The organism is Micromonospora sp. NPDC050980 (genome assembly GCF_040653835.1).
GTDB lineage: Bacteria > Actinomycetota > Actinomycetes > Mycobacteriales > Micromonosporaceae > Micromonospora.
Genome location: NZ_JBFAGS010000012.1, coordinates 93,547 through 116,727 on the forward strand (window position 1 = coordinate 93,547; position 23,181 = coordinate 116,727).

The 23,181-nt window shown below is 72.2% G+C and carries 27 protein-coding genes; 8 read left to right on the plus strand and 19 right to left on the minus strand.

Going from position 1 to position 23,181, the window contains the following annotated elements; all coding sequences use genetic code 11:
* Nucleotides 1-21 precede the first annotated feature (21 nt).
* Entirely contained in the window at nt 22-612 is a 591-nt protein-coding gene (locus AB0H28_RS19360; protein ID WP_358041649.1) for a bacterial proteasome activator family protein, read from the plus strand.
* Nucleotides 613-647: 35 nt separating this feature from the next.
* Here the strand turns inward: AB0H28_RS19360 and AB0H28_RS19365 are convergent, their stop codons facing one another.
* The 3 genes from AB0H28_RS19365 to AB0H28_RS19375 all read right to left on the minus strand — a co-directional run bounded on the left by AB0H28_RS19365 (nt 648) and on the right by AB0H28_RS19375 (nt 3,202).
* Nucleotides 648-1,460 (minus strand): HAD family hydrolase, encoded by an 813-nt coding sequence (locus AB0H28_RS19365; RefSeq protein WP_358041652.1) that lies wholly within the window; start codon nt 1,458-1,460, stop codon nt 648-650.
* The gene (locus tag AB0H28_RS19370; protein WP_358041655.1) at nt 1,460-2,281 is read right to left on the minus strand and encodes an HAD family hydrolase; all 822 of its coding nucleotides are present in this window, start codon (nt 2,279-2,281) and stop codon (nt 1,460-1,462) included. The genes AB0H28_RS19365 and AB0H28_RS19370 overlap by 1 nt, the downstream gene beginning before the upstream one ends.
* Before the next feature lie 177 nt (nt 2,282-2,458).
* Nucleotides 2,459-3,202, minus strand: a complete 744-nt coding sequence (locus AB0H28_RS19375) for a hypothetical protein (protein WP_358041658.1) — start codon at nt 3,200-3,202, stop codon at nt 2,459-2,461.
* A 120-nt stretch (nt 3,203-3,322) separates the two neighbouring features.
* On the opposite strand from AB0H28_RS19375, the gene AB0H28_RS19380 reads away from it, so the two are divergent.
* From AB0H28_RS19380 to AB0H28_RS19390, 3 genes are all read left to right on the plus strand, one after another.
* Nucleotides 3,323-3,751, plus strand: a complete 429-nt coding sequence (locus tag AB0H28_RS19380; RefSeq protein ID WP_181570928.1) for an OsmC family protein — start codon at nt 3,323-3,325, stop codon at nt 3,749-3,751.
* Between the two features lie 127 nt (nt 3,752-3,878).
* Nucleotides 3,879-4,223 (plus strand): metallopeptidase family protein, encoded by a 345-nt coding sequence (locus tag AB0H28_RS19385; RefSeq protein ID WP_175441320.1) that lies wholly within the window; start codon nt 3,879-3,881, stop codon nt 4,221-4,223.
* Between the two features lie 95 nt (nt 4,224-4,318).
* The gene (locus AB0H28_RS19390) at nt 4,319-5,044 is read left to right on the plus strand and encodes an AIM24 family protein (protein WP_358041661.1); all 726 of its coding nucleotides are present in this window, start codon (nt 4,319-4,321) and stop codon (nt 5,042-5,044) included.
* Between the two features lie 43 nt (nt 5,045-5,087).
* Here the strand turns inward: AB0H28_RS19390 and pheA are convergent, their stop codons facing one another.
* The 4 genes from pheA to AB0H28_RS19410 all read right to left on the minus strand — a co-directional run bounded on the left by pheA (nt 5,088) and on the right by AB0H28_RS19410 (nt 8,120).
* Nucleotides 5,088-6,044, minus strand: a complete 957-nt coding sequence (gene pheA, locus AB0H28_RS19395; protein WP_358041664.1) for a prephenate dehydratase — start codon at nt 6,042-6,044, stop codon at nt 5,088-5,090.
* Between the two features lie 10 nt (nt 6,045-6,054).
* On the minus strand, nt 6,055-6,594 hold the full coding sequence (locus tag AB0H28_RS19400; protein WP_358041885.1) for a hypothetical protein: 540 nt from the start codon (nt 6,592-6,594) through the stop codon (nt 6,055-6,057).
* A 103-nt stretch (nt 6,595-6,697) separates the two neighbouring features.
* Nucleotides 6,698-7,153 (minus strand): hypothetical protein, encoded by a 456-nt coding sequence (locus AB0H28_RS19405; RefSeq protein ID WP_358041666.1) that lies wholly within the window; start codon nt 7,151-7,153, stop codon nt 6,698-6,700.
* A gap of 232 nt (nt 7,154-7,385) precedes the next feature.
* Nucleotides 7,386-8,120: a hypothetical protein gene (locus tag AB0H28_RS19410; protein ID WP_358041668.1), complete on the minus strand. Its 735-nt coding sequence runs from the start codon at nt 8,118-8,120 to the stop codon at nt 7,386-7,388.
* Between the two features lie 162 nt (nt 8,121-8,282).
* Between AB0H28_RS19410 and AB0H28_RS19415 the strand changes: the two genes are divergently transcribed.
* A complete protein-coding gene (locus AB0H28_RS19415) occupies nt 8,283-9,497 on the plus strand; it encodes an arginine deiminase (RefSeq protein ID WP_358041670.1) in 1,215 nt (404 codons plus the stop codon).
* Between the two features lie 69 nt (nt 9,498-9,566).
* Here AB0H28_RS19415 and AB0H28_RS19420 read toward each other — a convergent pair whose 3' ends face one another.
* The 12 genes from AB0H28_RS19420 to AB0H28_RS19475 form a co-directional block, all read right to left on the minus strand.
* Nucleotides 9,567-10,448: a DUF5926 family protein gene (locus tag AB0H28_RS19420; protein WP_358041673.1), complete on the minus strand. Its 882-nt coding sequence runs from the start codon at nt 10,446-10,448 to the stop codon at nt 9,567-9,569.
* 54 nt (nt 10,449-10,502) lie between these two features.
* Nucleotides 10,503-10,919 carry an ATP-binding protein gene (locus AB0H28_RS19425; protein WP_358041888.1) on the minus strand — a complete coding sequence of 139 codons (417 nt, stop codon included), beginning with the start codon at nt 10,917-10,919 and terminating at the stop codon, nt 10,503-10,505.
* Between the two features lie 60 nt (nt 10,920-10,979).
* Nucleotides 10,980-12,434: an ATP-binding protein gene (locus tag AB0H28_RS19430; RefSeq protein WP_358041676.1), complete on the minus strand. Its 1,455-nt coding sequence runs from the start codon at nt 12,432-12,434 to the stop codon at nt 10,980-10,982.
* Between the two features lie 76 nt (nt 12,435-12,510).
* Nucleotides 12,511-13,302 carry a glycerophosphodiester phosphodiesterase family protein gene (locus AB0H28_RS19435; RefSeq protein WP_358041680.1) on the minus strand — a complete coding sequence of 264 codons (792 nt, stop codon included), beginning with the start codon at nt 13,300-13,302 and terminating at the stop codon, nt 12,511-12,513.
* A 14-nt stretch (nt 13,303-13,316) separates the two neighbouring features.
* Nucleotides 13,317-13,652, minus strand: coding sequence for a rhodanese-like domain-containing protein (locus tag AB0H28_RS19440; RefSeq protein ID WP_358041683.1), 336 nt, complete (start codon nt 13,650-13,652; stop codon nt 13,317-13,319).
* Nucleotides 13,653-13,678: 26 nt separating this feature from the next.
* Complete coding sequence (locus AB0H28_RS19445) at nt 13,679-14,614, minus strand: LCP family protein (protein WP_358041890.1); 936 nt, start codon at nt 14,612-14,614, stop codon at nt 13,679-13,681.
* 166 nt (nt 14,615-14,780) lie between these two features.
* Nucleotides 14,781-15,995 carry an LCP family protein gene (locus tag AB0H28_RS19450; RefSeq protein ID WP_358041686.1) on the minus strand — a complete coding sequence of 405 codons (1,215 nt, stop codon included), beginning with the start codon at nt 15,993-15,995 and terminating at the stop codon, nt 14,781-14,783.
* A 167-nt stretch (nt 15,996-16,162) separates the two neighbouring features.
* Complete coding sequence (locus AB0H28_RS19455; RefSeq protein WP_358041688.1) at nt 16,163-17,401, minus strand: LCP family protein; 1,239 nt, start codon at nt 17,399-17,401, stop codon at nt 16,163-16,165.
* 74 nt (nt 17,402-17,475) lie between these two features.
* Nucleotides 17,476-18,456 carry an NAD-dependent epimerase/dehydratase family protein gene (locus AB0H28_RS19460; protein WP_358041691.1) on the minus strand — a complete coding sequence of 327 codons (981 nt, stop codon included), beginning with the start codon at nt 18,454-18,456 and terminating at the stop codon, nt 17,476-17,478.
* An 81-nt stretch (nt 18,457-18,537) separates the two neighbouring features.
* Complete coding sequence (locus AB0H28_RS19465) at nt 18,538-20,208, minus strand: cation acetate symporter (RefSeq protein ID WP_358041694.1); 1,671 nt, start codon at nt 20,206-20,208, stop codon at nt 18,538-18,540.
* Nucleotides 20,186-20,554, minus strand: coding sequence for a DUF485 domain-containing protein (locus tag AB0H28_RS19470; protein ID WP_358041697.1), 369 nt, complete (start codon nt 20,552-20,554; stop codon nt 20,186-20,188). Before AB0H28_RS19470 ends, AB0H28_RS19465 begins: the two co-directional genes overlap by 23 nt.
* Before the next feature lie 249 nt (nt 20,555-20,803).
* Nucleotides 20,804-21,544 carry a flavin reductase family protein gene (locus AB0H28_RS19475; protein ID WP_358041893.1) on the minus strand — a complete coding sequence of 247 codons (741 nt, stop codon included), beginning with the start codon at nt 21,542-21,544 and terminating at the stop codon, nt 20,804-20,806.
* 276 nt (nt 21,545-21,820) lie between these two features.
* Here AB0H28_RS19475 and AB0H28_RS19480 point away from each other — a divergent pair, with 276 nt between their 5' ends.
* The 3 genes from AB0H28_RS19480 to AB0H28_RS19490 are packed head-to-tail and all read left to right on the plus strand — an operon-like array spanning nt 21,821 to nt 23,074.
* Nucleotides 21,821-22,606, plus strand: coding sequence for a helix-turn-helix transcriptional regulator (locus tag AB0H28_RS19480; protein ID WP_358041699.1), 786 nt, complete (start codon nt 21,821-21,823; stop codon nt 22,604-22,606).
* A complete protein-coding gene (locus AB0H28_RS19485) occupies nt 22,603-22,797 on the plus strand; it encodes a DUF397 domain-containing protein (RefSeq protein WP_358041702.1) in 195 nt (64 codons plus the stop codon). Before AB0H28_RS19480 ends, AB0H28_RS19485 begins: the two co-directional genes overlap by 4 nt.
* Nucleotides 22,798-22,816: 19 nt before the next feature.
* Nucleotides 22,817-23,074, plus strand: coding sequence for a hypothetical protein (locus AB0H28_RS19490; RefSeq protein WP_358041705.1), 258 nt, complete (start codon nt 22,817-22,819; stop codon nt 23,072-23,074).
* Nucleotides 23,075-23,181 lie beyond the last annotated feature (107 nt).

Below are 23,181 nucleotides of genomic sequence, written 5' to 3' on the forward strand. Positions count from 1 at the left end.
GCGTGGTCGGGGTGGGTAAAGATGGTTGCCATGACCGAAGCACACTCCGGCGGACACGACGGCGAACAGGGCAACGACGGCATCCCGGGCACCGTGGTGGTGGTCGGGCCGGACGGCCGACCGGTCGGCGCGATGCAGACCGAGGAGGGCGGGGGCGAGGACCCGACCCGTCTGGTCGAGCAGCCGGCCAAGGTGATGCGGATCGGCAGCATGATCAAGCAGCTCCTGGAGGAGGTGAAGGCCGCCCCGCTGGACGACGCCAGCCGGCACCGGATGCGCGAGATCCACGAACGCTCGATCGTCGAGCTGAAGGACGGGCTCGCCCCCGAGCTGCGCGAGGAGCTGGAGCGGATCTCGTTGCCGTTCACCGAGCAGCAGGCACCAAGCGAGGGCGAGCTGCGCATCGCGCACGCCCAGCTCGTCGGCTGGCTGGAGGGCCTGTTCCACGGCATCCAGGCCGCGCTGGTGGCCCAGCAGATGGCCGCCCGCGTCCAACTGGAGCAGATGCGCTCCGGCCGGCAGGCGCTGCCCAGCGGCCCGGGCGGGATGGTCCCGGGCATGCCGGGGATGCCCGGCGGCCACGAGGGCCACGCCCCCGGTCAGTACCTGTGATCCGGGCCGGCCGGGGCGCGTCGCGCCCCGGCCGGTCAGTCCAGCTCGAAGACCCGCTCCAGGTAGGCGGCGACGCCGTCGGCGGTGTTCGCGCCGGTGACCTCGTCCGCGATCTCCCGCACCGCCGGGTGGGCGTTGGCCACCGCCACGGCCCGGCCGGCCCAGGTCAGCATCGGCACGTCGTTGGGCATGTCGCCGAACGCCAGCACGTCCCGCTCGTCGATGCCCAGTCGGGCCGCGAACCAGGCCAGGCCGGCCGCCTTGGTCACCCCGGCGGCGGAGATCTCGATCAGCCCGCTGTACGACGAGTGGGTCGCCTCGGCCAGCCCTTCGAGCGCGCCGGCCACCACCCGGACGAACACGTCCGGATCCTGCTCCCCGGCCCGGGCCAGCAGCTTCACCGCGGGCGCGGCGAGCAGCTCCTCCGGCGACTCGACGGCCCGGATCGCGTCCGCGTCGGCGTCCCAGCGCAGCGGGTAGTGCGCCTCGTGCCGCATCTGCCGGCTGTCCACGATCTCCACCGCGAAGCTCACCCCGGGCACCTCGGCCCGCAGCCGCCGGGCCACCTCGGCCAGCAGCTCCGGGGCGAGCGGGTCGGCGCGCAGCACCTCGTCGGCCACCGGGTCGTACACCACCGCGCCGTTGGCGCAGATCGCCGGCAGCGGCTCGGCGAGCTGCTCGTACACGAGATTCAGCCAGCGGATCGGCCGGCCGGTGACCAGCACGACCGGCGTGCCCGCGGCGGTGAGCCGGGCCAGCGTCGACGCGGTACGCGGGCTGAGCGTCCGATCGTCCGCCAGCAGCGTGCCGTCGATGTCGGTCGCGACGAGTCGAGGTGGATCTTCCATCAGCGGGACAGTAGTCGGTCCAGGTAGACCGCGACGCCGTCGTCGTCGTTGCGCAGGGTGACCTCGTCGGCGGCGGTGCGGACCTCCGGGTGGGCGTTCGCCACGGCCACCCGCGACCAGCCGGCCCAGCCGAACATCGGCAGGTCGTTGGGCTGGTCGCCGAAGACCAGCACGTCCGCCGGGTCCACGCCGAGCCGCTCGGCGACCACGCTCAACCCGGTGGCCTTGTCGACCCCGGGCGGGCAGATCTCGACGAAACCGAGCCCGGCCTGGGTGAGCGAGGCCACCTCCGGCGGCACGATCCGGCGGGCCGTCGCGAGCAGCTCGTCGACGTGGTGGTCCTCGGTCCGGGCGAACGCCTTGACCGCGTCGCAGGAGAGACACTCGGCCCGGCTGCGCGCCTCGAACCGGTCCGGGTAGGGCCAGCTCGGGTGGTAGTCGCCCCAGAGCGGCGCGTCGTGCTCGCCGGACGCCTCCACCATCACGGTGAGCGGCCCGACGGCGGCCTCCAGGTCGGCGAGGATGCGGGCGAGCACCTCACCGCGCAGCCGCTCGTCCCGCAGCACCAGCGGGCCGGCCGGGTCGCTCTGGTCGACCACCCACCCGCCGCCGGCCATCACCAGGAAGTCGGCGGCGCGGATGTCGTTGCGGCTCAGCTCGGCCAGCCGCGGCCCGCGCCCGGTCGCGCCGACGACCGGGATCCCGGCCGCCCGCACCCGGTCCAGCACGCCGTGCGTGTACGCGGAGACGGTGTCGTCGCTTCGGACGAGCGTGCCGTCGAGGTCGGTGGCGATCAGCTTGGGCAGGCCCGGGCGGGTCATGGTTCCTCCTTCGCCCGCCACCGTCGCGCCGGCCGACCAGTCCTCGGTGCCGTGGCCACCGGACGGTGGGCAGGCAACCGTATCTCGCGCGGCCGGGAGCGACCATGGCATTCCGGCGAATCGGTCACGAATCCGAGGCGGCGATCCGGTGGCCGGCGAACGGGTCCGCCGGCCCGCTCAGCGGGAGCGTTCGGGGCCGGCGAACGGCAACGTCGGTTCCACCGTCAGGTCGGCCGGCCCCGGGGGCGCCTCGTCGTCGCGACCCCACCGACGTCGGGCGCGCCGCTCGTCGGGCCCTTCGTCGTCCGGCGTCGCCTCGTCGTCCGCCCGGTCGGCGGCCCGGCCCCCGGCCCGCCCGGCCAGGTGCAGCGTGGCCGCCAGCAGCGCGACGGCGAGGAAGGCGGTGACCAGGCCGCGGCCGTGCTCCACCTGGAGGCGCTGCTCGGTCGGGAAGAACAGGACGCGCCGGGCGAGCTGCTGGAGGGAGGCGGCAGCCGCGGCCAGCACGCCGATCAGGGTCGCGGCGAGGCCCAGCCCGGCGATCCGGGCGTGCTGCCGCACGGCCGGGGCGCCACGCAACGCCAGCGCCACCGCGATCGACAGGCCGAGCAGGCCGACGAGGTACGCCGCGCCGAAACCGCCGACCTCGGCGACGCCGCTGGGCAGCCGCAGCGTGGTGTTCCCGTCCTCACCCTCGTTCGGCACCGTGATCACCAGCCACTCGCCGATCAGCGAGGCGAGCCCGGCGACCGCGCCGAGGCCGGCGAGCACCGGCGGCAGGCGGTGGTCGCGGCCCAGGCCGGCCAGTGACCGGCTCACCCGGCCGGACGGTGCCGCCTCGGTGTCGGCGTCGCCCCACTCCACCACTGTGGTGCCGTCGGAGCGGTTGTCCTGCCTGGGAATCGGGAGATCCTGCGACATCGGCCACCCTTCGGGGTTCGCGGGCCTGCGTCGAATTCTGGCACAACCGGCATCCGGTCACCGGGAGTGCGATGCGGCCGGGCGGTGCGGGGCGGCCCGCTTTCAGTTAGCGTCGGTGCCATGCCTATCCGTACCGCTTCCGCTCGTTGGCAGGGCGACCTCGCCGAGGGGTCGGGCACCGTCCGCACCGGCAAGGGCGGCCTGTCCGGCAACTACTCCTTCAAGTCGCGTTTCGAGGAGGGTGAGGGCACGAACCCCGAGGAGCTGATCGGCGCCGCGCACGCGAGCTGCTTCTCGATGGCCCTCTCCAAGCAGCTCGCCGACTCGGGTGCCACCGGCACCTCGGTGGAGACGACCGCCAAGGTGCACTTCGACAAGACCGACGCCGGCATGACCGTGACCCGCATCGACCTGGAGACCGTCGGCCAGGCCCCGGGTCTCGACGAGGCGGGCTTCACCAAGCTGGCCGAGGCGGCCAAGGAGAATTGCCCGATCTCCCGGCTGCTCTCCCCGGGCGCGCAGATCACCCTGACCGCCCGCCTGGCCTGACGAGCCCCTTCTTCGCCATCCTGGCCGCACTTTCCCGGAAAGAGGGCCCGTCGGGCCACCGATGGCCACTCTTTCCGGGAAAGTGTGTCGATCTTCGGTGGGTGGGTGGAGAGGATGCGGCGTGGCGGTGGAGATGAGCCGGGACCGGTTCGAGGAACTGGTCGGCGAGGCGCTCGACGAGGTGCCCGAGGAGCTGCTCGGGCTGATGAGCAACGTGGTCATCCTGGTGGAGGACGACCCGCCGCCCGGTGAGAACCTGCTCGGGCTCTACGAGGGGCACGCCCTCACCACGCGCGGCTGGGACTACGCCGGCGTGCTGCCCGACCGCATCCTGATCTACCGGAACCCGATCCTGGCGATCTGCGACACCGACGACGATGTCGTCGACGAGGTCGCCGTGACCGTGGTGCACGAGATCGCCCACCACTTCGGCATCGACGACGAGCGCCTGCACGCCCTCGGCTGGGGCTGACCGGGCCCCGGCCGTCCCTGCTCGGCCGATCCCCACGGTTGCGCCCGTCCCCTAATCTGGCGGATCAGGCACACCCCGATGCAGGAGGAAACCCCATGCGCAGCGCGCTGTTCTCCGCGGAGAACCTTGAGAAGGAGTCCCAGCAGCCGGGCATGCGGCTGCAGAACTCCAAGATGCTGAAGATCGAACTGAACGGCGAGGCGATGGCCCGGGTCGGGTCGATGGTCGCCTACCAGGGGCAGGTGCAGTTCCAGGCCCTCGGTTCGGGCGGCATCGGCAAGTTCATCAAGCAGCGGCTCACCGGCGAGGGCGTGCCGCTGATGAAGCTCTCCGGGCGCGGTGACGTGTTCCTGGCCGAGCTGGCCAAGGACGTGCACATCATCGACCTGGAGCCCGGCGACGCCCTGTCCATCAACGGCTCCAGCGTGCTGGCCTTCGACTCCACCCTCCAGTACGACATCAAGATGGTCAGCGGCATGGGCATGGCATCCTCGTCGGGCCTGTTCAACTGCGTCTTCACCGGGCACGGCCGGATCGCCGTCACCACCAAGGGCACCCCGGTGGTGCTGAACGTGGACGCCCCGACGTACGTCGACCCGCAGGCGGCGGTCTGCTGGTCGGCCAACCTCCAGACCGGCTACCACCGGGCCGAGCAGCTCGGCCTCGGCACGCTGCTGGGGCGCAGCACCGGTGAGGCGTTCACGATGAGCTTCGCCGGTCAGGGCTTCGTGGTGGTCCAGCCCTCGGAGGAGCCGCCGGTGGCCGGCAGCGGGGCCCAGCAGCAACAGCAGGGCGGCCTGCTCGGCGGCCTGTTGCAGTGAGCCCCGGGCCGGGTGCGTTCCTGGGGAACGCACCCGGCCCGGTTCAGGTCAGCTCGCCGGCGCGCAGCCGGGCCAGCCAGGCCGCCGCGTCGGCGTAGTCGGCGTCGGAGAGACCGGCCGGCGCGGGCGTCGGCCGGTCGCCCGCCGCCGTGCTCCAGCGGTGCCGGGGATACGACCCGAGGAAGCGCACGTCGGCGCAGACCCGGCGCAGCCCGCGCAGCGCCTCGCCGAGGCGTACGTCGGCGACGTGCCCGGTGCAGTCCAGGAAGAACACGTAACGCCCGAGCGCCTCGCCGGTGGGGCGGGACTCGATCCGGGTCAGGTTGACCCCGCGGACGGCCAGTTCCATCAGCACGGACAGCAGCGCGCCCACTCGGTCGTGCGCGATGTAGACCGCGAGCGAGGTGAGGTCGTCGCCGGTCGGCGGCGGGGGCGGCCCGGGGCGGGACACCAGCGCGAACCGGGTCACCGCGTCAGGGTGGTCGGCGATCTTGTCGGCGAGGACGGTCAACCGGTGCCGGGTGGCGCCGATGGGGGCGCAGATGGCGGCGTCGTACTCACCGCTCGCCGCGCCGGCCGCGGCAGCGCCGTTGGAGAGCACGTCGACCACCGTGGCGTCGGGCAGGTGGTCGCGGAGCCAGCCACGGCACTGGGTGGACGCCTGCGGGTGGGCCGCCACGCTGCGCACCGAGGCCGGCGTGACGCCGGACCGGCCGGCGAGCACGAACTCCACCGGCAGGACCACCTCCCGCGTGATCGCCAGTGGATCGCCCTCGGCCAGTTCGTCGAGCGTCACCCCCACCGCGCCGCCGATGGAGTTCTCCAGCGGCACCAGCGCGGCGTCCGCCTCGCCGGCCCGTACCGCGTCGAGCGCCTCGCCCACACTGCGGGCCGGCGTGCGGTCGCCCCGCTCGGCGGCGGGCACGCTCCGGAGCGCCTGTTCGGCGAAGGTGCCTTCGGGACCGAGGTAGACGAAGCGGGTGGGCGGTGTTCCCGGCATGGCGACCAGCCTACGCACCCGGGAGGCCGTCGCAGGCCAGGGTGCGGATGCCCGGCGGGGCGGTGGCCCGCACCTCGACCCCGCACACGTCCGTGCCGGCGGTCACCAGGACGGGTGTGTCGCTCCGGCCGCGCGTGACCACCTGGAGTTCCTCGTGCCCGACGACCGCCAGCACGGTGTAGTGCCAGCCCTCGGCGCAGAGCGGCCCTTCCCGGACCGTGGCCCGTACGTTGCGGGGGAGCACGCCGGCGGAGCCGCGCAGCAGCGCGACGATCCGGCCGCCGGACGGCGCGCCCCGGCAGGGCGTGGCGGCCGGAGCGGGTGCCGGGACGATCGGCGCGGGCGGCACGGCCGGCGCGCTCGCATCGGCCGGCGCGCTCGCGGTGGGCGTCGCGTTCGAGGGCGTGGCCGACGCCGAGGGGCGGGGGCCGGTCGTGCCGGCGGGCGGCTCGCGCAGCTCGGGCGGCTGGCCGCAGGCGCCGAGCACGAGCAGCGCGAGCAGGGTCGCCGGGAGGGGCCGGCGGCGGGCGGGGGTGCGGGGCACGGGCAGTCCTCGACATCGACGGGCGTCGTCGCGGCCCGGGGGCCGAGCCCATCGTAGGAGGCGCGCCCGCTCGGGTGAACCCGGGTGCTCGACCCGATGCCCCGACGGGTCAGAGCACGGAGAAGAACGTGAGCGAGCCGGCGACGGCGGGACCGCTGAGCACCGGGGTGGAGATCGCGTCGACAGTCGTGCCGGCGTCGGAGCCGGGCCCCTGGACCCGGAGCAGCCCGCGGGCGAGCCGGCCGGAGAGCAGCGCGAGCAGCGGCGGGATCTTGTCGGTCTCCTGCTCGGTCAGCTCGCTCGGGCTGGCGGTGAAGTCGACCAGGCGCAGGCCACCCTCGAGCAGCGGCAGGCCGACCACGTCTTCCGGCGCACCGAGGCAGAGCAGGTCGCAACCGGACGAGGAGATGGCTACCACCGTGGTGTCGGCATCGATCAACAGGCATGGTTCGGCGGCCCGGGAAACGGTCCCGGACCACTGCGCGAAGTTGTCGGACTCCTGCTCGGCGGGGTTCTCCGTCGGGGACGCGAACACTTCCGAGAGTGAGAGCTCGACGTGGGCCACCGCGCCTCCTATATACACCGACGGTCCGTCCACGCTAGCCGGTCGGCACGGCGACCTTCCGGCCGCGCGGCACCTCCCGGTCTCCGTCGCCACCCGAGGGGCCGGGCGGCTCGATGACCAGGGGACATGGGTCGGTGCGGCGGGAGCCCCGGGGGTCGGGCGGCCGGCGACGACGCGGACCGACGAACCGGTCGGGGGCGATGTCGCGGACCGCGTGGCGTCGTCGCAGACGTTACCGCCGGGCGGCCCGCTTGTCAGCGGCCGTTCGGCCCTCGTCATACCACCGGTAGTCGGCTGATGGACGGTACGTGCCGTTCAGCCACGTCGACGGCGCCTGCGCGACCCGGGACAGCTTCTCGGCGGTGGCCGGAGTGATCCGGTTGCCGGCGGCCACGAGCAGCCGGTCCAGCTCCCGGTGGGTGGCCATGAGGCAGTCCTTGGGCAGGCCGTAGACGCTGATGACGCCGGAACCGACGAAGGTCAGCACCGGCGTCACCGGGATCGGCAGGCCGACCGCGTCGGACAGCGCCTTGCTGGCCCGCTTGGCATCGCGGCGTGCCTCGGCCACATAGGGCGGACGCTTCCCGTTGATCTGCACGACGTCGCCGGCGACCAGCACGCGGGCTCGGCCGTGGTCGGCGATGGTGACCGCGAAGAGCCCACTCGGCCCGATCGCGAGGAAACCGGCCCGGTCGTCCTCACCGCTGTCGAACAGCGCGTCGGCCGGATCCGTCCGGGGCCACTCGATGACGTGCCAGGCGGGACCGAGGTGGTCGAGTTGCCCCAGGGCCCGGGCCCCGGCGGCTTCCAACCGGCGGGCCCCCCGCTCGGCCCGACGACGGCGGGCCCACTCCAGCGGAGTCGGCCGGGCCGGTTCGAGCACCGAGGTGGCCTCCACCCGGGGTGGTGCCGCCCGGGGCGGCAGCGCCCGGGGCGGTACGGCTCGGCGAGCAGGAAAGACAGTCATCGCGACCTCCGGCAAAAGGTCTCTCGAAGTTATGTCTCCACTACCCTACGTTGCACACCCGGGGGCTCGGCAAGTTGGACCGCCGGAGTGAGTGCGGATGAATGCCATATTCATTCACACTTCTTTTCCGGATGGTGCGGAAGCCTGCCCTAGGCTGCGGGGGTGACGCACTACGTGGACAGCGAAGTGGCCCGACTCGGCACGGTGCTGCTGCACCGCCCGGGACCGGAACTCGCCCGCCTCACCCCACGCAACAACGACTCCCTCCTCTTTGACGCTATCCCATGGGTGGGACGGGCGCAGGAGGAGCACGACGCGTTCGCGGCCGCCCTGCGCTCGCGCGGCGTGGAGGTGCTCTATCTCGCCGACCTGCTGGCCGAGACGCTCGCCGTGCCGGACGCCCGAGCCGAGCTGACCGAACAGGTGCTGCGGTCCCGCCGCCTCGGCGACACCCTCCGCGCCCGCGTCGCCGACCACCTGGCATACCTCGATCCGGCCGCCCTGGCCGACGTGTTCACCGCCGGCCTCGCGCACGAGGAGCTGCGCATCGGCGCCGACCGTCCGGGCGGTCTGGTGTGGACCCTGATGGACCGGCACGACTTCGTCATCGACCCGCTGCCCAACCTGCTCTTCACCCGCGACTCGTCGGTCTGGATCGGCGACCGGGTCGGCGTCACCAGCCTGGCCATGCCGGCGCGGCGGCGGGAGACCACGCTGACCGACGCGATCTACCGCTACCACCCGCGCTTCGCCGGCACCGAGTTCGTCTACCACCCCGGGCTGGAGCACCTGGAGGGCGGCGACGTGCTGCTGCTCGCGCCGGGCGTGCTCGCCGTGGGGGTCGGGGAACGCACCACCCCGGCCGGCGCCGAGCGGCTGGCCCGCCAGGTCTTCGCCGCCGGGCTGGCGCACACCATCCTGGTGGTGCCGATCGCCCAGGAACGCGCCACCATGCACCTGGACACCGTCTGCACCATGGTCGACGTGGACGCCGTGCTGATGTATCCGAACATCGCCAGCGAGCTGTCCGCGTACACTGTCGTGGCCGGCGCGGACGGCGAGCCACGGGTCGACGGGCCCGCCCCGTTCCTGCGGGCCGCCGCGGACGCGATGGACCTCGACCAGCTCCGGGTGATCGACACCGGCCTGGACCCGGTCACCGCCGAGCGCGAGCAGTGGGACGACGGCAACAACACGCTCGCCCTCGCGCCACGCCTGTGCGTGGGCTACGAACGCAACGTGGAGACCAACGCGCAGCTGGAACGGGCCGGCATCGAGGTGATCGCCATCGCCGGCTCGGAGCTGGGCTCCGGCCGGGGCGGCCCCCGCTGCATGTCCTGCCCCCTGGTCCGGGAGAAAGGCGGGGCCCCTTCTTAACGCCTCAGGTAGAGATGGGGCCCCCTCTAGCGCTGAGGCGTTAACAGGGGGCCCCTCCTTACCAGCGGTTCAGCGGAGGGTGAGTTGGCGGCCGAGCAGGCCCTGGCGGGCGCGGCGACCGGCCGCGTCCAGCGGCTCCCGCTCCCCCAGCGCCTCGGCGTAGCGCTTGGCGAACGCGGCGACCGGCCCCTCCCACTCGGCGGCCGGCGTGTCCTCCGGCAGGTCCCAGACCGGCGTCAGACGGCCGTGCGCCCGGAACATGCCGGCGAACTTCGTGTCGTCGCCCAGGGTCAGCGTCCCGGCCGCGCCCAGCCGGGACAGGGCGTCCAACGCGGCGTCCTCGTCGTCGGGCAGCACCCAGCGCACGTGGGCCTTCTCCGGCACCTGGCACCAGTACGCGGCCCGGGCCGCGTCCAGCTTCACCGTCGGGTAGATCGCCGCGTTGGCCCGCTCCAGGGATGCCTGCACGGTCGGGTCGTCGCCGGCGCCCGGGTCGAGCCAGAAGTCGAACCCGTCGTGCATGCTGATCTCCAGCGGCCCGTCGACGAGGATGTCCTGGAGCCGGGGGCCCGGCCCGGGCAGCGGCGGCACGCCCACCTGCCGGCCGGGCTCGGTGCGCAGCGCGCAGAGCAGCGCGTCGGCCAGGTCCCGCGAGACGTCGCCGGACTGCTGGTGCCGTTGCAGGCCGACGAGCACCCGCCCGTCCGGCTTCGCGACCGCCGGGGCGGCCATCGGCAGGACGGTGGCCAGGACGACCGGCCGGTCGCCGTACTCCTCGACCAGCTCCGGGGTCAGCCGCAGCGGCGCGGACGCGGCCGGCACCAGCTCCCGCAGGGCGATCCACTCCGGCTCGTCGATCAGGCCCTCGAACGGTCGGGGCACGAAGACGTCGCGCACCTTCTCCCGCTTCGGGGTGGTCTCGGCCCGCTGGTTCTTTCGACGCTTGCTCACGGCGAGACAGCCTAGAGGCCCGGCGGGACCGCCGGGGCAGGACCCGCCCGCCGGTCAGCCGGTGGCGACCAGGTCGGGCCGGTGCGACCGGGCCGGGTCGAACTCCGCCCAGACGCTCTGGCCCAAGCCGTCCCGTTCGACGCCCCACCGGCTGGAGAGCCCGGCGACGATGTGCAGGCCCCGCCCGTCGACCGCGTCCGGGGCGGCGACCCGCATCCGAGGGCCGGCGCCGGCGCCGCCGTCGGTCACCCGGAGCTGGACGCTCGGCCCCCGGTCGGTGGTGCGCAGCCGCCAGGCCACCCGCACCACGCCGCCGGGCAGCGCCTCGGCGTGCCGGACCGCGTTGCCGACCAGCTCGGCGAGGACCGCCACCAGGTCGGCCAACAGAACCGGGGGTACGAGGCCGGCCAGCTCGTCGGCGAGCCGGTGCCGCGCCACGCGCGCGCCGGTCGCGTGGTGCGGCACCACCACGCACCACGAACGTTCGGCCGGTCGCGTCGACACATCGTCCCTTCCATTCGCGGCACCGGTTCACCCCCGGGGCAGCCGCACCTCCGCGACCGTACCCCCGCCGGTCCTCGGTCGGAGGGATACCCACCCGTTCTGCTGTTCAACGATCTGCCGGACGAGATAGAGGCCCAGCCCGGCGCCGGGGTAGCGCCGGCGGTCGCCGGACTCGCCCTGCCAGAACCGGTCGAAGGCGCGCTCCACGTGTTCCGGCCGGATGCCGATGCCCCGGTCGGCGACCCGGAACGAGACGGTGCGTTCGTTCGCGTCGGCGCTGATCTCGATCGGTGTGTCCGGCAGCGAGTACTTTCCGGCGTTGGTGCCCAGCTCGGTCAGCACGGTGGCCAGGCTGTGCCGGTCGCCGAGCGCCTTCGGCAGGTCGGCGGGCAGGTCGAGCACGATCCGGTGCCGGAGGTCGGCCGGCAGGTCGAGCACCGCGGCCCGCAGCGCGTCGACCAGGTCGAACGGGGCGGCCGGTTCCTCGCCGGGCCGGCTCTCGGTGGCGGCGGTGAGCAGCCGGTCGACCAGCCGGGCCAGTTCGTTGGCGCGCTGCCCGATGATTCGGGCGGCCTGCCGCCGGTCGCCGTCGCTGAGCGACTCCCAGTGGTCGGTGAGCGTGTCCGCGTACCCCTTGATCACGGTGACCGGGGTGCGCAGCTCGTGGCTGGTCACCGCGACGAAGAGGTCCCGGTCGTGGTCGCGGCGCTGCTGGTCGGTGATGTCGCGGAAGGTCACCACCCGCAGGGCGTTCGGGCCGGGCAGCTCGCCGGAGGTGATCCGCAGCCAGCGGCCGTCCGGCAGCCGGTGGTCCAGCACCTGCCCGGACGGGGGAAGCGGGAACGGCAGCGGCCGGCTCAGCGCCTCGTCCGCGGTCCGGCCGGTCACCTGCGCGGCGGCCGGGTTCCAGAGCCGGACCCGATGGTCGCGGTCCACCACCGCCAGGCCGTCGGCGAGCGCTGCCACGACCGGGCCGTCGCCGTGCACCGGCAGGCCGGTCTGGTCGCCGTACATGTGCGCGATGCAGGCGGCCACGTATCCGACGACGGCGCGCTGCGAGGCGTCCAGCGGCTCACCCGTCGGATAGAGGGCGTGCAGGCTGCCGACGGTGAGCCCGGCGATCTCGGCGCGCGCCACGATCATCCGGCGCAGCCCGCGGCCGGCGACCTCGTCGGCGAGCGCGCCGGGGATCGCGTCGACCCGGACCTCCCGCACCGGCGGGCCGGCCAGCAGGCAGACGGTGGCCGGGTCGGTGGCCGGCAGCGGCCGGCCGATCACGAACTCGGCGCTGCCGGTCGCCGCGATCACCCGGCCTCCGGCGGGAGTGAACTCGACGAAGACGAGGCCCGCCGCGCCGACCGCCGGCTCGACCTCGCGGAGCAGGCGGGCGAGCACGGACAGACCCGCCTCGCCGGAGTTGACCATCTTGATCACGCTGGTGTGCCCGGCGATGAGGGCGAGGTAGTCGGTTCGCTCCGGCATGTCCCGAGTGTGCCGCGCCGTCCGCCCCGGTGACACCCCCGGCCGGTCGACCGCCCACCGGACGGGTCGACGGGAGTCACCGGCCCAACCGGCTCAACATGCGGGCGGGCCGGTCCGTGATCACCCCGTCCACCCCGGCGGCGAGGACGAACTCCACGTCCTCGGGCTCGTTCACCGTCCAGACGTAGACCGAGTGGCCGGCGGCCCGCAGCGCGGGCACCAGCCCCGGTCGGGCCCGGACCAGCTCCACCCCGGGGCCGGCGATCCGGCAGCCGAAGGGCAGCCGGCTCAGCCGCAGCCAGCGCGGCAGCACCTCCAGCAGCAGCACCGTGGGCAGCGCGGGCGCGAGTTCGTGGACCCGGCGCACGGCCAGCGGTGAGAAGGACATCACGGTGACCTGGACCGGATCGTCCGGGCCGGGGTCGGCGAGGCCGTACCGGCGCAGCAGCTCGACCAGCCGGCGTTCGACGTCGCCCCGGTAGCGCGACGGGTGCTTCGTCTCGATCAGCAGCCGGACCGGCCGGCCGGCGGCGAGCACGGCGTCGAGCAGCCGTGCCAGCGTGAGCAGCCGGGTGTGTGACTCGTCGAGCCGCCCGACCCCGGCGGGCAGCGCCGCCGCCGGGTGCCAGGAGCCGAAGTCGAGCGTCTCCAGTTCGGCGAGCGTACGCGCGCTGACCAGGCCGTGGCCGTTGCTGGTCCGGTCCAGCCGGCGGTCGTGCACGCAGACCAGGTGCCCGTCGCGGGTCAGCCGGACGTCGCACTCCAGCCCGTCCGCGCCCTCGTCGAGCGCGCGCAGGTAGGCGGCGAGGGTGTGCTCCGGCAGGTCGTACGAGGAGCCGCGGTGGGCGAAGACCAGCGGGTCGGTCATGGCCGGGACGTGCCTCAGACGACCCGGCCCGGCTGCCCGTCGTCGGTGACCACGGGACGGCCGGCGGCGGCCCAGTCGCCCATCCCGCCCTCGACGTTGCGGACCTGGTCCCACCCGTTGCGCAGCAGGTAGCCGACCACCTGCCCGGATCGGCCGCCGGAGCGGCAGATCACCGCCACCTCGCGGTCGTCGGGCACCTCGGCGAGCCGGGCCGGCAGTTCGGTCATCGGCAGGTGGTGGGCGGCCGGCGCGTGGCCGGCGGTCCACTCGTCGTCCTCGCGGACGTCGAGCAGGTAGACGTCGTCGGGCACGGCCGACGCGGGCACGCTGGGAAGTTGGGCTCCGAACACGGTGAGAGCCTAGTCGCCCGCGCCGTTCAGAGCCGATCGACCCAGCGGGGATTGGCGTCGGCCCAGGCCGGCACCCGGGCGTCGCGAACCGCGGTGAAGAGGTCGCCGCCGCCGGTGTCCAGCACCACGTACGACACCTGGTCGATGGTCTGCGGATAGGAGGGCACGCGCACCCCGCGCAGGGCGTCCGCCGGCAGCGTGCGGAGCGCGAAGACCAGTTCGTCCAGGGGTACGCCGTTGGTGTCGACGGTCAGCGCCCCGCCGACCGCTCGCAGCACCCGGTCCAGTTTCACCGGGTCGCCGCGCAGGTTCGTCTCGCCGGCCCGGTCCAGCACCGCCCGCAGCATCTGCTGCTGGTGTCGCTGCCGGTCGTAGTCGCCGTTCGGCAGGTCGTAGCGCTGCCGGACGTAGTCGAGCGTCCGGGCGCCGTCCATCTGCTGGCAGCCCGGCTCGAACCGGGTCTTGGTGTGGATCGAGCGGACCGGCGTGTCCACGCACATGCGGATGCCGCCGAGTTGGTCGATCACCTGGGTGAAGCCGGAGAAGTCGATCAGCGCGGCGCCGTCGAAGCGGACGCCGGTGAGTCGGGTGAGGGTGGCGCTGAGCAGCCGGGCGCCGCCGGTGCCGCCGCCGCCGTGCTCGTAGGCGGCGTTGACCTTGTCCTGGCCGCCGGGGAAGCCGGGCGCCGCCGGGATGGCCACCAGCAGGTCGCGCGGCACGGAGATCAGGTACGCCTGCCGCATCCCGGCCGGCACGTGCACGATCAGGATGGTGTCGGAGCGTTGGTCCTCGGCGTTCGCGCCGGGCCGGTGGTCGGAGCCGATCAGCAGATAGTTGAGCGGCTGATCCAGTTTCGTCCGCTTTTTCCGGGCGGCCGGGTCGAGCAGTTGCTCCTTGGTCACCGTGCGGTCGTACCGGTGGGTGAGCGAGCGCAGCCCGACGACGCCGAGCGTGGCGAGCAGGACCAGCGCGAGCCCGGTGCCGAGCAGGAACCGGGGCCAGCGGGCCGGTCGAGCCCGCCCGCGTCGGTTCCGTGCTGGCCTGGACGTGACGATCCCCCCGTGGCGCCGACATGAGACCCGCTCACGTCAGGCTACGGGGGGATCGGCCGGCTGAGGCCGGCTTCCGTCATTTCCGGGTGGACAGCACGCTCGGGTTGTTGACGACGAACTCGGCGAGCTTGTCGTCCTTGACCGCCTGGAACATGTCCATGCTGAGCTGGTTGAGCACCTCGCGGTTGTTGCCGTTGCCGTTGAAGGTGCCGCCGTTGGTGCGGAGCGTGACGAGGTCGTTGCCGGTCACGCCCTTCATGGTGAAGATGAAGTCCTCGATCGACGAGCCGCCGGTGTCCAGGACGAAGGCCTTTCCGGCGGCCTTGATCAGCGCGTTCAGCTTGAGCGGGTTGCTCAGCGTCCCGTTCTGGGACGCCTTCTTCGCCATCGCCTTGATCAACTGCTGCTGGTTCTGCTGCCGGTCGTAGTCACCGTTGCGGAGGGTCTTGCGCTGCCGGGAGTAGTCCAGCGCCTGCCAGCCCTCCATCTCCTGGCAGCCCTTCTTGTACGTCACCGGCTTCATCGTCTTGCCGGTCTTCTTCGCGTCCGCGTTCCACATCGGCTTGCCGTCGACCATCGACATGTGCAGCGAGGAGACCTCTTCGGTCACGCAGATCCGCACCGTGCCGATCGCGTCGATGACATTCTTGAAGCCGCCGAAATTGATGATCGCGGCGCCGTCGAAGCTGATCCCGGTCATCCCCTTGATGGTCCTGGCCATCATCTGGGCGCCGCCCTCCCAGCCGCCGCCGTTGCGCGCACCGACCTGGAAGGCTGCGTTGATCTTGTCGGTGCCGCCCTTCCAGCCGGCCTTCTCGGAGGCCGGGATGTGCGCCTCGGTGTCCCGGGGGATCGAGATCAGGTATGCCTGGTCGTGGCTGGCCGGGATGTGCAGGATGATGATCGAGTCGGAACGGACGTCGTCGGCGGCCCAGCGGGCCCGGGCGTCCACGCCGAGCAGCAGCATGTCGATCGGGCCCTCCAGGCTGGCCCCGCCCTCGGCGTCCGTCTTGCCCGCCTCGCCGAGCAGGTTGCGCTGGGCGATGTTGCTGGTCGCCTGGCCGATCACGGCCTTGCTGCCGACGATCGCGACGCCGCTGGTCACCATCAGCACGGCGCCGAGCACGAGCGTCAGCTTCGCCCACAGCGGGTCCTTGCGCCTGGTGCGCTTCTTCTTCCCGCCGCCGGGCCCACGGCCACCGGGGCCGGGCTGCGTGGGAATGACCGGGGGAACCCGCCCGGATGAACCGGGTGCCGGTGCGTGCGGGCGACGACTGGTCTGGACCGACATTCGTGCTCCAGCTCGGTGATCGGGGGCGGGACCACTTTACGTATCTGTTCCCGTTCTCGCGACCTCTTGAGGCGGATAATCCCGTCAATCCCGGCCGATGTGCCCGAGATATGGCCGAACGGGCGAGGGCGAGAACCCCTCGCGTCGGCGGTCGTGACCCGGTGCCGTCAGCCGCCCGCGGTGTCGCCCGAGCCCTTCTGGTTGGCCCGGACCCACTCGGCCATCTTGTCCGCCACGATGGCCTGGTACATCGCCAGCGCCTTCTCCCGGTCGGAGACCACCACCGACTGGCCGTCGATGGTCTGGCCGCCCAGGTTCGGGCTGGTGACGAACGTCAGGTTCTCGCCACGCAGGCCGCGGAACTGCACCGCCATGTCGGTCAACGAAAATCCCTGGTCGACCGTGACGGCGGCGGTCACCGCCTTGAGGAAGTCGTTCAGCTTCTTCGGGTTGGCCAGCGTCCCGGTGCTGGCGGCCTTGTCCATCAGCGCCTTCAGGAACTCCTGCTGGTGGCGCATCCGGGCGAAGTCGCCGTCCGGGAACTGCTTGCGCTGCCGCACCCAGTCCAGCGCCTCGGCGCCGTTCATGTGGTTCACGCCCTTGGTGAACGTCCGGTACGGCTTGTGGATCGAGGTGACGGTCCGCTCCACCTTGAGATCGACCCCGCCCAGCGCGTCGGTGACGTCCTTGAAGCCGGCGAAGTCGATGGCCATCACGTGGTCGATCCGTACATCGGTGAAGCACTCCACGGTCTTCACCGCGAGCGGCAGCCCACCGAACGCGAACGCCGCGTTGATCTTGTTGCGCGAGCCGGAGTCGCAGGCGGCGCCCGCGCTCTCCGGGATCGGCACGTACAGGTCACGCGGCACGGAGACCAGGTAGGCGCTCTTGTGGTCGGCCGGGACGTGCATGACGATCAGCGTGTCCGCCCGCCACTTGCCGGCGCCGTCGACAGGTGCGTCCGGGTCCCGCGAGTCGCTGCCGACCAGCAGGATGTTGAACGCGCCCTCGACCTGCTTGGCCGGCCGGCCCCCGGTGATCTCCGAGAACGGGTCGGTGCGGGCCAGGTCGCTGTTGAGATTGCGGGCGTAGAGCCAGCCGCCGACGCCGCCGAGCAGCGCGAGCGCGAGCACCACCACGCCCGCCACCAGGCCGATGCGCCCCCAGCGCGGGCTCCGCCGCCGCCCCGACCCACCGCCGCCGCCACCCGGGCGACCCGGGCCGGCCGGCCCGCCCGGACCGCCGGGCCCACCCGCGCGGGGGGCATCGTCGTACGGCGGGTACCAGCGGGTGTCACGGGGGGCACGCGCGGCGGCACCCCGGCCGGAGCCGGGCACCTGGGCGCGGCCCGCGCCCCGGTTCAGGGGGCGAGGCAGGGGAGCGCCGGCAGACGAGGTCGCTGACATGTAACCGAGGGTAGGTCGGTCGGTCCAGCGCCGCCCTCAGGCGCGCACGGCTGACAGTCGGTTGACAGCCGGGCTCAGTACCCTAACCGCCCGCGGAAGTACGCGATCGTGCGTCCGAGGCCGTCTTCGGGCGTCACGGCCGGCTCGTAGCCCAGCAGCTCACGGGCGAGCGTCAGGTCGGGGCGGCGCATCTCGGGGTCGTCGGACGCGCGGGTGATGTAGCTCACCTCGGAGCTGCTTCCGGTGAGTGACACGATCGTCTCGGCCAGTTGCCGCATCGACATCTCGTGCTCGGTGCCGCAGTTGATCGGGCCGGTCTGCGTCGAGTCGAGCAGCAGCAGGATGCCCCGCACCAGATCGTCGACGTAACAGATGGACCGGGTCTGGTTGCCGGTGCCGTGCACGGTGATCGGCTCGCCGCGCAGCGCCTGGGAGATGAACGTCGGGATGGCCCGGCCGTCGTCCGGACGCATCCGCGGGCCGTACGTGTTGAAGATCCGCACGATCGCGGTGTCCGTGCCCCGGCTGCGGTGGTAGGCCATGGTGGCCGCCTCGGAGAAGCGCTTCGCCTCGTCGTAGACGCTCCGGATGCCGATCGGGTTGACGTTGCCCCAGTACGTCTCGCGCTGCGGGTGCTCCTTCGGGTCCCCGTACGCCTCCGAGGTGGAGGCCATCAGGAACCGCGCGCCGTCGGCGGTGGCCCGCTCCAGCAGGGCCAGGGTGGCCACCGAACCGACCCGGAGGATCTCCACCGGGAGCTTCTCGAAGTCGGTCGGGCTGGCCGGGGACGCCATGTGCAGGATCGCGTCGAACCGCTCGGCCATGGCCGGGTGGTCGGTGGGCAGGCCGTCGGAGATGTCCGTCTCGATCAGCGTGAACGCCGGCTTCTCCAGCAGGTGGGCCACGTTCTCCTTGGCGCCGGTGACGAAGTTGTCCAGCACCACCACGGTGCAGCCGCGCTCGACGAGCCGGTCGACCAGGTGGGACGGGACGAATCCGGCGCCGCCGGTGACGAGGATGCGGTGACCGGCGCCGAACCGGGGAGCGACCTTCATGCCCGCCACCCTATACAGGTAAGGCGGGGCCCCCTGTTAACGCCTCCGGTAGAGGCGGGGGCCCCGCTCAACAACTACCCGTCAGTGCGCGCCCGCGCCGGTGAGCGAGCGCACCTCCAGCTCCGCGTACTTCTCGTCGTCACTCTCCTTGGACAGGATCGTGCCGAGCCAGCCGCACAGGAAGCCGAACGGGATCGAGATGATGCCCGGGTTCGACAGCGGGAACCAGTGCCAGTCGTGGTCGGGGAACATCGCCGTCGGCGCGCCGGAGACGACCGGGGAGAAGAAGACCAGCACCACTGCCGCGAGCAGGCCGCCGTAGATCGCCCAGACCGCGCCCGAGGTGTTGAACCGCTTCCAGAACAGGCTGTAGAGGATCGCCGGCAGGTTGCCGGAGGCGGCGACCGCGAAGGCCAACGCGACAAGGAACGCCACGTTGAGGCTCTGCGCGAAGATCGACAGTACGATCGAGACCGCGCCGATCACCAGTGCGGAGATCCGGGCGACGTTCACCTCCTGCCGCTCCGACGCCTGCCCGTTCTTGATGACGTTGGCATAGAAGTCGTGCGCCAGGCTGGACGACGACGCCAGCGTCAATCCGGCCACCACGGCGAGGATCGTGGCGAACGCGACCGCCGCGATGATCGCCAGCAGTGTCGCGCCGCCCAGGCTTCCGCCGAGGAAGTCCACGCCGAGCGCCTCGGCCAACTGCGGTGCGGCGGTGTTGCCGGCCTTGTCCTGCGCGGTGATCGCCTCGCCGCCGACGAGCGCCGCCGCACCGAAGCCGAGGGCCAGGGTGAGCAGGTAGAACGCGCCGATGATGCCGATCGCCCAGAGCACGCTCTTGCGGGCCGCCCGTGCGGTCGGCACGGTGTAGAAGCGGATCAGGATGTGCGGCAGACCGGCGGTGCCGAGCACCAGCGCGATGCCCAGTGAGAGCAGGTCCATCTTGCTGTAGAACGTCTTCAGCCCGTCGCCTGACTCCACGCCGTAGCGCAGCCCGGGTTCGAGGAAGGCCGCTCCCTTGCCCGAGGCGTCGGCCGCGTCGCCGAGCAGCGAGGACAGGTTGAACTTGTACTTGGCGAGCACCAGCAGCGTCATCACGATCGCGCCGCTCATCAGCAGGAACGCCTTGACGATCTGGACGTACGTGGTGCCCTTCATGCCGCCGACGGTGACGTAGATGATCATCAGGGCGCCGACCATGATGATGGTGGCCACCTTGGCGGTGTCGGCGTCCATGCCGAGGAACGTCGTGCCCGGCTTGATGCCGAGCAGCAGCGCCACCAGCGCGCCGGCGCCGACCATCTGGGCCAGCAGATAGAAGATCGACACGGTGATGGTGGAGACCGCCGCCGCGGTCCGGACCGGCCGCTGCCGCATCCGGAACGCCAGCACGTCCGCCATCGTGTACCGGCCGGAGTTGCGCAGCAGTTCGGCGACGAGCAGCAACGCCACCAGCCAGGCGACCAGGAAGCCGATCGAGTAGAGGAAGCCGTCGTAGCCGTAGAGGGCGATGATGCCGGCGATGCCCAGGAAGGACGCCGCGGACATGTAGTCGCCGCCGATCGCCATGCCGTTCTGGAAGCCGGAGAAGGAGCGTCCGCCGGCGTAGAAGTCGGTGGCGGTCTTGGTCTGGCGGCTGGCCCACACCGTGATCGCCAGCGTGATCGCCACGAAGATCAGGAACAGCGTGATGGTGAGGTTCCGGGCGGTGGTGCTGCCCGCCTCAGCCGCGAGGACCGTGTTCATGGGTCACCTCCCCCATCTCGGCGCGGATCCGGTCGGCGACCGGGTCGATCCGCCGGTTGGCGAACCGCGAGTAGAGCCAGGCGATGACGAATGTCGAGACGAACTGGAGCAGACCGAAGACCAGGGCGACGTTGATGTTGCTGATCAGCTTCGTGCCCATGAAACCCCGCGCGTACGCGGAGAGGATGACGTAGAGCGCGTACCACAGGAAGAACGCGACGGTCATCGGGAAGACGAAGCCGCGCAGCGTGCGCCGCAACCCGGCGAACTCGTCCGACCGCTGGACGGCTAGGTACCGTTCCGCCGTCGACTCGGAGGGTGCGGACGCGGGTGTGTCCGTGGACATCTGTGGATCACCACCTTCGCAGGCGTGGGGGATTTCCGCGCACGTTAGGAGCGCGGAACCCACCGCGAAAGACCCGGACGGGTCCCGGTCACCCGGTGCGCCCAACGGCACCCCCGCTGCGCCCAGTGACCCAGATCACTCCGCTAACCGGTCCACCCGCGCGCGCCGATCTTCGTCGATCTTGGGCTTGTGGTGCCAGGAAATGCCAAGTCCAAGATCGACGCGATCGCCGCGTGGGAGTGGTGCGGCCTAGTCGGTCAGGTTGTGGTAGCGGCCTCGGTAGTGCAGCAGGGGAGGGGTGTCCTCGGTCAGGTCGACCGTCTCGATGGTGGCCTCCACCAGCAGGCCCCAGCCGTACTCCCGAGCGGCGTCGAGTCGGCAGCCGGCCCACCCGCCCGCGTCCGCCGGCACCGGCCCGTAGGGCGTCTCGGACCAGGTGTCGATGGCGAACAGGCCGCCGGGCGACGGGAACAGGCCGGCGAAGCGGTCCGCGAGCTGCCGGTGGCGCGGGCCCAGCGGGGCGACCGCGAACCGCCCGGCGTCCTCGACCGCCGCCCACAGCTCCGACTCCGGGTCGACCAGGCCGAGCAGCCGGTCCGGCTCCCCCTCCGCGACAAGCGTCGAGGAGACCGTCAGCCCGGCCGGCCCGGGCGCGGTCCAGAGCGTCACCGGGGCGGCCAGCCGGCCGCGCAACCGGCGTACCGGCGAGCGCTGCCCGGCCGGCACCGCGAACGGATCGGTCTGATGGATCTCAGCACCCGGCTCATGATTCACGTGAAACATTGTGCCGCCCCGGGCCCGCGCCCAGTCGAGAAAGCGCCCGTGCAGGTCAGTGGCGCCGCTGAGCTGCTCGTTCGCCTCGGCCAGCAGCCCGCCTAGATGAAACAGCAACGCCGTCCGGTCGCCCCGGAACTCGCGCAGCAGCCCGAGCCGGGCCGGTCCGCACGGCCAGGGCGCTCCGCACGTGCGGCACCGCCACGCCGGCCGCATCGGCAGGTGTGCCCGTCCAGATCCGATCTTGGACGATTCCAGCCCCACCTCCGGCGCTTTCCTTCCATGATCTCCATGACGTCGTCGCACTCGCTCCTCCTTGCGAGAGGGTCGCCCCGCCGGGATGGCCGGGGCGACCCGTCGCAGGACCGGTCGCCGGGTCATCGCCTCCACCGGCCGGGCCGCGTACCTCCACCCTGGACGCGGCCGGACCGGCGGGGGAGGATGCCAGGGGCTACTACGGAGTGCGTTCGCGTACTTACCGAAGAGGTGAGGATGGACATCGAGGTGTGGATCCGGGCGCTGAAGGCCGCCCGCGCCGGGGCCGAGGTGTCGCAGGAGGCGTTGGCGGCCACGATCCGGTGGAGCCCGTCGACGATCGCCGCCATCGAGACGGGCCGTCGCCGGCCCACCATGGAGTTCGCCGTCGCCGCCGACCAGGCGCTGCGCACCGGCGGCCTCCTGGCGAACCTGCTGTCGGCGGGCGAGGCGAACAGTGGGCCAGGTTGGTTCGAACCCTGGCCCGGCCATGAGGAGCGGGCGGTCCGGCTGTGCTATTTCGAGCTGTGTCTGATCCCCGGTCCGTTGCAGACCGAGGAATATGCGCGGGCGGTCGTTTCTGCCGGTGGCGTGTACCGGAGTGATCGGGTGGAGGAGTTGGTGAGTCGTCGACTGGAGCGGCAGCGACTGCTGCACCGGGAAGATCCGCCCGACTGTGTCTTCCTCATCGACGAGAGCGCGCTGCGGAGACCCGTCGGAGGGCCGGCAGCCATGGATCGACAGCTCGGCCGGCTACTTGAAGTGGTCGAATTGCCGCACGTCCGCCTCCATGTTCTGCCGGTCGAGGTCGGCGCGCACGTGTCGATGGGAGGTGGCTTCGTGCTTGCTGAAATGCCCGATGGTGATCGCCTGCTCTGTCTCGACAACGCCGCTCGTGGCCAGATCGCGGACTATCCGGAATGGATAGCCCTGGTACAGCGCAAGTGGGAGCATCTGCTCGGTGAGGCACTCAGCGAGCGAGCCTCCGTCGAACTGGTCAACAAGCTGAAGGTAACGCCATGAAGGATGCCGCGCCCCGCTGGCGCAAGTCGACGTGGTCCGCGAACGAGGGCAACTGCGTCGAGGTGGCGGGCAACCTGTCCGGGGTGGTGCTGGTACGGGACAGCAAGGACCCCTCCGGCCCGATCCTCACCTTCGCGCCGGCCGCTTGGCGCTCGCTCGTCGCGTCGCTGCACCGGGTGCCGCTCGACTGACGGGCCTACGCTGCGGAGCATGGCTCTCGTACCTCCGCAGAAGCTCGCCCAGGAGCGCATCGTCAGCGCGGACGCCGTCCTCGGCGGTCAGGTGGACCTGCGTGCCTACCCCTATCGGCACCTGATGATCATCGCTCGGCACAAGTGGGGCAGCAGTGGTTTCCCGCCGCTCATGGAGGCCGTCGAGCACCTCTCGAACTACGGCTGGGAGCTGGTGAACGTGCTCAGCGTGGGCGAGGGCCATCACGTCTACGCCGCGATGCGCCGCACCGCGTGACGCCCGCTTCCGCCGGCGTGTCGCCGCCGGAAGAGAGCCCACTTCTCAGTGGCATGACCCACAGTCATAGTCATGACTCCCAGTCATAGCGCAGAGAAGTAGCATCT

Coding starts and splice junctions, on each gene's coding strand:
- AB0H28_RS19475 (WP_358041893.1), bottom strand. CDS start 21,544: ATGCGGCCGGCGTGGCGGTGCCGCACGTGCGGAGCGCCCTGGCCGTGC.
- AB0H28_RS19380 (WP_181570928.1), top strand. CDS start 3,323: ATGCCTATCCGTACCGCTTCCGCTCGTTGGCAGGGCGACCTCGCCGAG.
- pheA (WP_358041664.1), bottom strand. CDS start 6,044: ATGCCGGGAACACCGCCCACCCGCTTCGTCTACCTCGGTCCCGAAGGC.
- AB0H28_RS19460 (WP_358041691.1), bottom strand. CDS start 18,456: ATGAAGGTCGCTCCCCGGTTCGGCGCCGGTCACCGCATCCTCGTCACC.
- AB0H28_RS19485 (WP_358041702.1), top strand. CDS start 22,603: ATGAAGGATGCCGCGCCCCGCTGGCGCAAGTCGACGTGGTCCGCGAAC.
- AB0H28_RS19480 (WP_358041699.1), top strand. CDS start 21,821: ATGGACATCGAGGTGTGGATCCGGGCGCTGAAGGCCGCCCGCGCCGGG.
- AB0H28_RS19410 (WP_358041668.1), bottom strand. CDS start 8,120: ATGACTGTCTTTCCTGCTCGCCGAGCCGTACCGCCCCGGGCGCTGCCG.
- AB0H28_RS19375 (WP_358041658.1), bottom strand. CDS start 3,202: ATGTCGCAGGATCTCCCGATTCCCAGGCAGGACAACCGCTCCGACGGC.
- AB0H28_RS19490 (WP_358041705.1), top strand. CDS start 22,817: ATGGCTCTCGTACCTCCGCAGAAGCTCGCCCAGGAGCGCATCGTCAGC.
- AB0H28_RS19455 (WP_358041688.1), bottom strand. CDS start 17,401: ATGTCAGCGACCTCGTCTGCCGGCGCTCCCCTGCCTCGCCCCCTGAAC.
- AB0H28_RS19470 (WP_358041697.1), bottom strand. CDS start 20,554: ATGTCCACGGACACACCCGCGTCCGCACCCTCCGAGTCGACGGCGGAA.
- AB0H28_RS19370 (WP_358041655.1), bottom strand. CDS start 2,281: ATGACCCGCCCGGGCCTGCCCAAGCTGATCGCCACCGACCTCGACGGC.
- AB0H28_RS19465 (WP_358041694.1), bottom strand. CDS start 20,208: ATGAACACGGTCCTCGCGGCTGAGGCGGGCAGCACCACCGCCCGGAAC.
- AB0H28_RS19435 (WP_358041680.1), bottom strand. CDS start 13,302: ATGACCGACCCGCTGGTCTTCGCCCACCGCGGCTCCTCGTACGACCTG.
- AB0H28_RS19365 (WP_358041652.1), bottom strand. CDS start 1,460: ATGGAAGATCCACCTCGACTCGTCGCGACCGACATCGACGGCACGCTG.
- AB0H28_RS19430 (WP_358041676.1), bottom strand. CDS start 12,434: ATGCCGGAGCGAACCGACTACCTCGCCCTCATCGCCGGGCACACCAGC.
- AB0H28_RS19360 (WP_358041649.1), top strand. CDS start 22: ATGGTTGCCATGACCGAAGCACACTCCGGCGGACACGACGGCGAACAG.
- AB0H28_RS19390 (WP_358041661.1), top strand. CDS start 4,319: ATGCGCAGCGCGCTGTTCTCCGCGGAGAACCTTGAGAAGGAGTCCCAG.
- AB0H28_RS19450 (WP_358041686.1), bottom strand. CDS start 15,995: ATGTCGGTCCAGACCAGTCGTCGCCCGCACGCACCGGCACCCGGTTCA.